Here is an 8,403-nt window from a genome sequence, read left to right on the forward strand (position 1 = left end):
CCGGGCGCCGCTACACTGCCGGCGCCTCTTCACCTCAGTAGCAGGATCCCGTCATGCCTTCCGCTTCTCCTGTTTCCCGCTATGCGCGCAGCGCCCGGCTGCTGCACTGGCTCATGGCCCTGCTGGTACTGCTGGCCTATGTACTGATCCTCAATCGCGGGCAGTTCGAACGGGGCTCGCTGGAGCGCCAGTGGGTGGTGCTCAGTCATTTCTGGGTCGGCCTGCTGGTCCTGGCGCTGGTCCTGCCGCGACTGCTGGTGCGCCACCGCCATCCGGTACCGCCGATCACGCCGCCGCTGGCGAAGAGCCTGGAGACCGTCGGCCGGCTGACCCACTACGGGCTCTATGCCTTTCTGCTGGCCCAGCCGCTGCTCGGACTGTTCACCGTCTGGCTGACCATCGGCGCGGTCAAGATCCCTTCCAGCACCTGGGCGCTGCCTTCGCCCTTCCCGGTTGACCCGGAACTGGCGAAGACGCTCAAGGGCGTGCACCTCTGGCTGGGCAAGGCCTTCTACTGGGTGATCGGCCTGCACGTGCTGGCCGCGCTCTGGCATCACCTGGTGCGCAGGGACGATACCCTGAAGCGCATGCGCTAACGCGGCTCGAGGGCGATGATGCGGTTGCGTCCGCCTTCGGCCAGCAGGTAGCCGTCGCCCCGTGGCAGCAAGGCCTGGGGCGCGCGTAGGAAGGTCAGGATGGCGCGCGGGGCTGACTGGCGATCCCAGAGCAGCAGGCGGGCGCGGTGGGTGGAGTCTTCGCTGATCCACAGGCCGCGCCGGTCGCAGAGCAGAAAACTCGGCTCGCGCAGTTCGCTCAGCGCCGGCGGATCACGGCCGTCGTCGCTCAACTGACGCACCAGGCCGCGGGCTTTCTCGGTATAGAAGGCCGTGCCATCCGGGCAACGGGTAAAGGACTCCGCCTCGTTCAGGTGGTCGCGCAGCACGGTCAGGCTGCCATCGGCGGCGTCGTAACGCAGCAGGCGCCCTTCGCCCTTGCGGTCTTCCACGGCATAGAGCCGCTCGCCTTCGGCCCAGAGGCCCTGGGCGTTGATCCCGGTGAAGAGATCGCGACTGCCGGCGGCGTCGAACCAGCGGATGGGGTGGGTGCCACCTTCCTGGCTGTAGGCGAAACCGTTGCGGTAGGGCACCAGGCCATCGGGCTTGTACAGCCCCTCGCTGAGCACGCTGCGCCGGCCCTGGGCATCGATGCGCAGCAGCCGGCCCTTGCCGTCCTTGAGTTCTTCCGCGGTGAGCAGGGCATCGCCCTGCCAGGCCAGGGCACTGGCCTTGGCGATGTCGCCATGGGCCACTTCGTAGCGCCAGCCCGGAGCGGCCTGGGCCGGCCAGAAGCGCTGCCAGGCGAGAAAGCCCAAGGCTGCCAGCAGCAGGGCGGCCAGGACGAGGAGGGCGCTACGCCAGGGCCGGGCCATCAGCTGGCCACGGTGGCCAGGTGCTCGTGGAGGATGGCCGCGCCGATCACGATCAGCACCACGCCACCGAGCATCTCCGCGCGCTTGCCGACCAGATTGCCCATCACCCGGCCCAGCATCACGCCGGTGGTGACCATGATCATGGTGGCGAGGCCAATGGCCAGGGCGGCGGTGATGATGTTGACGTCGATGAAGGCCAGGCCCACGCCCACGGCGAGGGCATCGATACTGGTGGCCACGGCGGTCAGGGCGAGCAGCATGAAGGAATGCTGGCGGGGCTTTTCCTCTTCGGCCTCGGGCGCGCCGAAGCCGGCCCAGATCATGCGCAGGCCGAGCACGGTGAGCAGGGTGAAGGCGATCCAGTGATCCCAGGGCTGGACGTACTGGGCGGCGGTGAGGCCGACGGCCCAGCCGATCACCGGGGTGATGGCTTCGATGACGCCGAAGATGGCGCCGGTACGCAGGGCTTCGCGCAGGCAGGGCTTGTGCAGGCTGGCACCCTTGCCGACGGCGGCGGCAAAGGCATCGGTGGACATGGCGAAGGCCAGGAACATCAGGGAAGCGGGATTCATCGTGACAGCGCCGGCCGGGCTCGATCCACAAGGCACCCCCGCACGCCCGGCATGGCGCGGTGATGCCTCTGGTCTCGCCAACCCTGACTGGCTGTCCTGACCACGGCGGTTGCCGAGTATGTTGATCAGGACGCTTTCCACCGCGGTGGAAGCAGGCTACTCCCCAAAGAGGCCGCCACCTTACCCATCCGGATAGAGAAAGTCTATCTTGTAGATAGTTCTAATATATATAGCCTTGGCTAAATTTCTGCTGCCAAGCCGCCCGCACGGATGCGCCGAAAGGCCTGCAAGGCCCGCCATGGCTGGATCGTGGCCACGGCACAGGCTGCTGAGACGACCGCGGGCGGCAGACAGGCGTGTCGTCTGGTGACCACCGGAGGTCGCTGGTAGAGGCTGGCCGGGACGAGGGCGAACCTTCTGCCATCCGCAGTGCGGGGTGGATTGTCGAAGCGGTCTGCCGCGAGGCCCAGGCGCGGACACCTTGGCTTGCCAGCGCAGGAACGGTAGCCGCCGCCCGCAATGATGGCGCTCTGCCGTCCCTGTTTCGTCATGCCGCTGACACTTAATTGTCACATTTCGGCAATAGCCTAGCGCCAGCCCTCACTAGGTAATGGAGCCACCATGAAACGCACGTTCAGCCTCTCTCTGTTGTTGTCGGCCTTTTGCCTGAGCACCGCCGCTCACGCCGTGGATGTCACGGGCGCCGGCTCGAGCTTCGTCTTCCCCGTTCTGTCGAAGTGGTCGCAAGGCTTCAGCGAGAAGACTGGCAACCGTATCAACTATCAGTCCATCGGCTCCGGCGGCGGCATCGCCCAGATCAAGGCCGGCACCGTGGACTTCGGCGCCACCGACGCCCCCATGAGCACCGACGACCTGCAGAAGGGCGGTCTGGGCCAGTTCCCGACCATCATTGGCGGCATCGTGCCGGTGATCAACGTGGAAGGCATCGAGCCTGGCAAGCTGAAGCTCGACGGTCCGACCATGGCCAAGATCTTCATGGGCGAGATCAAGACCTGGAACGACCCGGCCATCGCCGCGCTGAACCCCGGCATGAAGCTGCCTGAGGGCGCCATCACCGTGGTGCGTCGTTCCGACGGCTCCGGCACCTCCTACAACTTCACCAACTACCTGGCCAAGGTCAGCCCGGAGTGGAAGGAGAAGTTCAACTTCGGCACCACCGTCAACTGGCCGGTCGGTGTGGGTGGCAAGGGTAACGAGGGTATCGCCGCCTACGTGAAGCAGATCAAGGGCTCCATCGGCTACGTCGAGTACGCCTATGCGCTGACCAACAAGATGACCCACGTGCAGCTGAAGAACGCCGCCGGCAACTTCGTGCAGCCCGAAGCCAAGAGCTTCCAGGCCGCCGCCGCCACCGCCGACTGGAAGAGCGCCAAGGACTTCAACCTGCTGATGACCAACGCCCCGGGCGCCGACGCCTGGCCAATCACCGCCACCACCTGGATCGTGATGTACAAGGAACCCAAGAACGAAGAGCGCAGCAAGGTCGCCTTCGACTTCTTCAAGTGGTCCCTTGAGCATGGCCAGAAGGATGCCGCGGCCCTGGATTACGTCCCGGTCCCGGACACCCTGGTCAAGCAGATCGAAGGCTACTGGGCGTCCGACTTCAAGAAGTAAGCACGACTGTTCCGCCGCCTGGATCCCCTGGGGTCCAGGCGGTTTCGCGCGTCCTTCCAGGTAGACGGAAAGCTCCATGACCGACCAGACCCTGCCCCTCTCCGCCGTTCAGGAACAGCGCATCCGCCGGGATACCCGCGCCGATGTCTGGTTCCGCCGGCTGCTGTTTTCCGCCGCGCTGCTGGTACTGCTGGTACTGGTCGGCGCCGCCGCGTCCACCCTCTGGGGCGGTCGCCATGCCTTCATGACCTTCGGCCTGGACTTCATCACCTCGGCCGAATGGGATGTCGGCGCCGAGAAATTCGGCGCCCTGGTGCCCATCTACGGCACCCTGATGACCTCCTTCATCGCCCTGCTGCTGGCCGTGCCCACCGCCTTCGGCATCGCCCTGTTCCTCTCGGAGATCGCGCCGCCCTGGCTGCGCGGCCCGGTGGCCACCGCGGTCGAGCTGCTGGCGGGCATTCCCTCGATCATCTACGGCATGTGGGGCCTGTTCGTCTTCGGCCCCTTCATGGCCGCCTACATCTCGCCCTTCATCAACGACTACCTTGGCGCCATCCCGGTGATCGGGGTGCTGTTCCAGGGCCCGCCGCTGGGCATCGGCATGCTGACCGCCGGCATCATCCTGGCGATCATGATCCTGCCCTTCATCACCTCGGTGATGTACGAGGTGTTCCGCAGCGTGCCGGCCCAGCTCAAGGAATCGGCCTACGCCCTGGGTTCCACCACCTGGGAAGTCTGCTGGGACATCGTGCTGCCCTACACCCGCTCGGCGGTGGTCGGCGGCGCCTTCCTCGGCCTGGGCCGCGCCCTGGGCGAGACCATGGCGGTGACCTTCGTGCTGGGCAACGCCCACCAGTTCTCGCTCTCGCTGATGATGCCGAGCAGCTCCATCGCCTCGGTGATCGCCAACGAATTCAACGAGGCCTACACCGATCTGCACCGCTCTTCGCTGATCGCCCTGGGCTTCCTGCTGTTCGTGGTGACCTTCTTCGTGCTGCTGGCGGCACGGCTGATGCTGTCGCAACTGTCGCGCAAGGCAGGTAACTGATGCACATCGACGCCTATCTCTATCGCAAGCGGCGGATCAAGAACGGCCTCGCGCTGATCTTTGGCAGCGCCGCCGCCGTGCTCGGCCTGGGTTTCCTGGCCTGGATCCTCGGCACCACCCTGATCAAGGGCGTCAGCGCCCTGAGCCCGGCCCTCTTCGTCGAGATGACGCCGCCGCCCGGCGCCGCCGACGGCGGTCTGGCCAACGCCCTGTTCGGCAGCGTGCTGATCACCCTGCTGGCCACCGCCATCGGCGCGCCCATCGGCATCCTCGCCGGGCTCTGGCTGGCCGAATACGCCCGCCACTCCAAGCTCGGGCTGGTGGTGCGTTTCGTCAACGATATCCTGCTGTCGGCGCCGTCGATCGTCATCGGCCTGTTCATCTACACCGCCGTGGTGGTGACGCTGAACCAGTACTCCGGTGGCAGCCTGGGCTTCTCCGGTTTCGCCGGCTCCCTGGCACTGGCCATGCTGGTGGTGCCGGTGGTGACCCGTACCACCGACGAGATGATGCAGCTGCAGCCGCCGGCCATGCGCGAGGCGGCGCTGGCCCTGGGCATTCCCCAGTGGAAGGTGACCCTGCAGATCCTGCTGCGCGCCTCCCGCGCCGGCGTGGTGACCGGGGTGCTGCTGTCCATCGCCCGCATCACCGGCGAGACCGCACCGCTGCTGTTCACCGCCTTCGGCAACCAGTACTGGAACGCCGACGTGCTCAAGCCCATGGCCACCGTGCCGGTGACCATCTTCCAGTTCGCCATGAGTCCGTTCGAGAACTGGCAGCACCTGGCCTGGGCCGGCGCCCTGCTGCTGACACTGTTCGTGCTGCTCCTGAACCTCTCCTCTCGCTTCTTCTTTCGTAACCGGGATTCCAAGTGACTACCATGCAGACGCAGATACCGGAACTGCAGGCGCGCGACGTCGGCTTCCGTTACAAGGGCCACCAGGCGCTCAAGTCGATCAACCTGGACATTGCGGCCAAGCAGATCACCGCCATCATCGGCCCGTCCGGATGCGGCAAGTCCACGCTGCTGCGCATCTTCAACCGCATCTACTCGGAATACCCGGGGCTGGAAGCGAGCGGCGAGATCCTCATGGACGGGGAGAACATCCTCGATCCCAAGTACTCGCTGAGCCGCCTGCGCAGCACCATCGGCATGGTGTTCCAGAAGCCGGTGCCCTTCCCGATGTCGATCGCCGACAACGTCGCCTACGGCATCCGCCATCACGAGCGGCTGTCCCGCGTGGAGCTGCAGGATCGCGTCGAGCAGGCGCTGCGCGGCGCGGCGCTGTGGGACGAGGTCAAGGACAAGCTCAACCAGAGTGCCCTGGGTCTCTCCGGCGGTCAGCAGCAGCGGCTGTGCATCGCCCGCACCATCGCCCTGCGTCCGCGGGTGCTGCTGCTGGACGAGCCGACCTCGGCCCTGGACCCCATCTCCACCGCGCGCATCGAGCAGTTGCTGGCCGAACTCAAGCAGGAGTTCACCGTGGTCATCGTCACCCACAACATGCAGCAGGCGGCGCGCTGCTCCGACGTCACCGCCTTCATGTACCTGGGCGAGCTGATCGAAGTGGACAAGACCGACAAGATCTTCACCAAGCCGGACAAGAAGCAGACCGAGGACTACATCACCGGTCGCTTCGGCTAAGGATTTCGCCGGCACTCGGCAAGGCCACTCCCCGGAGTGGCCTTTTTCATGGGCGGTCGGAAAGCGCCTGGCCAGGGCGTCCGCTCAGCGTGTTCCATTCCGAGCCACTGCCGAGCCGTCCGGGATGAATGAAGGTTTGATTAAATTTTTCTTTATATTCAATGGCTTGAATTAAAAGCTTTATCTTCCTGCAAGCAAAATGACATCTCTTCTGCCGAGACTGAGCCAGCTTCGTGACGGGCTGCACTGCCAGCCATCACTCCCTGGATAGTCTTGAAAGGAGATCTGCCGATGTCTGTTAACCCTTATCGATTCACGGCGCTGTTCTCGGGCGTGCTCCTGGCCACCTGCTCGGCCGCCGCGAGTGCCGCGGTCGATGAGAAGCTGCTCGACATGCTCAAGGCCAACGGCTCCATCACCCCCGCCCAGTACAGCGAATTGCGCGGCGATCTGCAGCAGGAGCAGCAGGCACGTGCCGCCCAGGTCGCCCAGCAGCAGAAGACCTCCGATTTCGAGAAGAAACTGGCCTGGGCCGCCAAGACCCAGATCAAGGGCGACGTGCGGGTGCGCCACGAGAGCATCGACATCAGCGGCGAGCCGGACAACGGCCGCGACCGGGACCGCCAGCGCATCCGCGCGCGACTGGGCGCCTACAGCGAAATCAATCCCCAGGTGGACACCGGCATCCGCATCGCCACCGGCGGCGGCGACGATGCCCGCTCCACCAACCAGGACCTCAACGGCTACTTCAACAAGAAGCAGCTCTGGCTGGATCAGGCCTACATCGACTACCACCCCACGGCGCTGCCGAATCTGCATCTGGTGGGTGGCAAGATGGGCCAGCAGTGGGTGAGCACCGGCGATGTCATCTGGGACGCCGACATCAACCCCGAAGGCCTGGCCGGCACCTACAAGTACGATCTGGGCGGCGGCGCCGAGCTGTTCGGCAGCACTGGCTACTACGTGCTCAAGGACAACGTCGACGGCGAAGGCTATGAATTCAAGCACGACCTGCGCCTCTACGCCGGCCAGCTCGGCAGCCGCTTCAACCTGGGCGATTCCGCCAAGCTGATGGTCGGTGGCAGCGTCTACGCCTACGACAAGGACCAGGACAGCACCTGCCCGACCACCGGCTCGGTCACCTCGCCCTGCGCCCTGGCGGTCAATGGCAACACCACTGACCGCTTCCAGCTCTACGAGGGCTTCGCCCAGCTGGACCTGACCAAGCTGTGGGTGCCGCTGTCCTTCTATGGCCAGTACGTGGTCAACGACAAGGCCGACGACGGCGAGGACACCGCCTGGCTGGTGGGCGCCAAGACCAAGCTGATGCAGCGGGTCGGGCTGGAATACAACTACCGCGATGTCCAGCGCAACGCCGTGGTCGGTGCCTTTACCGACTCGGACTTCGGCAACGGCTCGACCGGGGCCCGCGGCCACAAGCTCAAGCTCGGCTACGACATCGACAAGAACTTCGGCGTGGGCCTGACCTACTTCCTCGCCGAGTCCGATACCGCCAGCCGCTTCCGCCGCGACGCCGACGTCAAGACCCTGCAGCTGGACCTGGAAGCCAAGTTCTAACCACGACCCTGAGGTCGTGCTCCTCTTGAACCGCCCTCGGGCGGTTCTTTTTTGCCTGCTCGATGGAGAAACTCGCCTGGCAAATGTTGGGCTTCGCTGCACTCAACCCAACCTACGCCTGAGCCGCCTCGCCCCTACGTCGGAGCTGCTGCTTTTCCCCCTATCCCTCAGGGAGATGGTTGGGGTGAGGGTGTCTGGCCGTTGGGCTTTGCTGCGCTCAACCCAACCTACGCCTAAGCCGCCTCGCGCCTGCGTCGGAGCTGCTGCTTTTCCCCCTCTCCCTCAGGGAGAGGGTTGGGGTGAGGGTGTCTGGCCTTTGGGCTTCGCTGCGCTCAACCCAACCTACGCCTGAGCCGCCTCGCCCCTGCGTCGGAGCTGCTGCTTTTCCCCCTCTCCCTCCGGGAGAGGGTTGGGGTGAGGGTGTCTGGCCTTTGGGCTTCGCTGCGCTCAACACAATCTACGCCTGAGCCGCCTCGCCCCTGCGTCGGAGCTG

At 65.4% G+C, this 8,403-nt stretch carries 8 protein-coding genes and 1 riboswitch; of the genes, 6 read left to right on the forward strand and 2 right to left on the reverse strand.

Annotation, left to right across the window (positions count from 1 at the left end):
* Window positions 1-53: 53 nt before the first annotated feature.
* On the forward strand, window positions 54-596 hold the full coding sequence (locus PVZ72_RS22355) for a cytochrome b (RefSeq protein WP_187980290.1): 543 nt from the start codon (window positions 54-56) through the stop codon (window positions 594-596).
* Here PVZ72_RS22355 and PVZ72_RS22360 read toward each other — a convergent pair.
* Together PVZ72_RS22360 and mntP are read right to left on the reverse strand one after the other, a co-directional pair.
* Window positions 593-1,429 carry a hypothetical protein gene (locus tag PVZ72_RS22360; RefSeq protein WP_187980289.1) on the reverse strand — a complete coding sequence of 279 codons (837 nt, stop codon included), beginning with the start codon at window positions 1,427-1,429 and terminating at the stop codon, window positions 593-595. The genes PVZ72_RS22355 and PVZ72_RS22360 overlap by 4 nt on opposite strands.
* On the reverse strand, window positions 1,429-2,001 hold the full coding sequence (gene mntP / locus PVZ72_RS22365) for a manganese efflux pump MntP (RefSeq protein WP_133861361.1): 573 nt from the start codon (window positions 1,999-2,001) through the stop codon (window positions 1,429-1,431). Before mntP ends, PVZ72_RS22360 begins: the two co-directional genes overlap by 1 nt.
* Before the next feature lie 4 nt (window positions 2,002-2,005).
* Window positions 2,006-2,173, reverse strand: a riboswitch (yybP-ykoY riboswitch).
* Window positions 2,174-2,622: 449 nt separating this feature from the next.
* On the opposite strand from mntP, the gene pstS reads away from it, so the two are divergent.
* The 5 genes from pstS to PVZ72_RS22390 all read left to right on the forward strand — a co-directional run bounded on the left by pstS (window position 2,623) and on the right by PVZ72_RS22390 (window position 7,910).
* Window positions 2,623-3,636 carry a phosphate ABC transporter substrate-binding protein PstS gene (gene pstS / locus PVZ72_RS22370; RefSeq protein ID WP_007160735.1) on the forward strand — a complete coding sequence of 338 codons (1,014 nt, stop codon included), beginning with the start codon at window positions 2,623-2,625 and terminating at the stop codon, window positions 3,634-3,636.
* Window positions 3,637-3,712: 76 nt separating this feature from the next.
* Complete coding sequence (pstC, locus tag PVZ72_RS22375) at window positions 3,713-4,687, forward strand: phosphate ABC transporter permease subunit PstC (RefSeq protein ID WP_187980287.1); 975 nt, start codon at window positions 3,713-3,715, stop codon at window positions 4,685-4,687.
* Complete coding sequence (gene pstA / locus PVZ72_RS22380) at window positions 4,687-5,562, forward strand: phosphate ABC transporter permease PstA (protein ID WP_044341612.1); 876 nt, start codon at window positions 4,687-4,689, stop codon at window positions 5,560-5,562. Before pstC ends, pstA begins: the two co-directional genes overlap by 1 nt.
* A gap of 5 nt (window positions 5,563-5,567) precedes the next feature.
* Entirely contained in the window at window positions 5,568-6,332 is a 765-nt protein-coding gene (pstB, locus tag PVZ72_RS22385) for a phosphate ABC transporter ATP-binding protein PstB (protein ID WP_044341611.1), read from the forward strand.
* A gap of 291 nt (window positions 6,333-6,623) precedes the next feature.
* Window positions 6,624-7,910, forward strand: a complete 1,287-nt coding sequence (locus tag PVZ72_RS22390; protein ID WP_273863038.1) for a putative porin — start codon at window positions 6,624-6,626, stop codon at window positions 7,908-7,910.
* Window positions 7,911-8,403: the final 493 nt, after the last annotated feature.

This window comes from Pseudomonas sp. LA5, from assembly GCF_028640825.1.
Classification (GTDB): domain Bacteria; phylum Pseudomonadota; class Gammaproteobacteria; order Pseudomonadales; family Pseudomonadaceae; genus Chryseomonas; species Chryseomonas aestiva.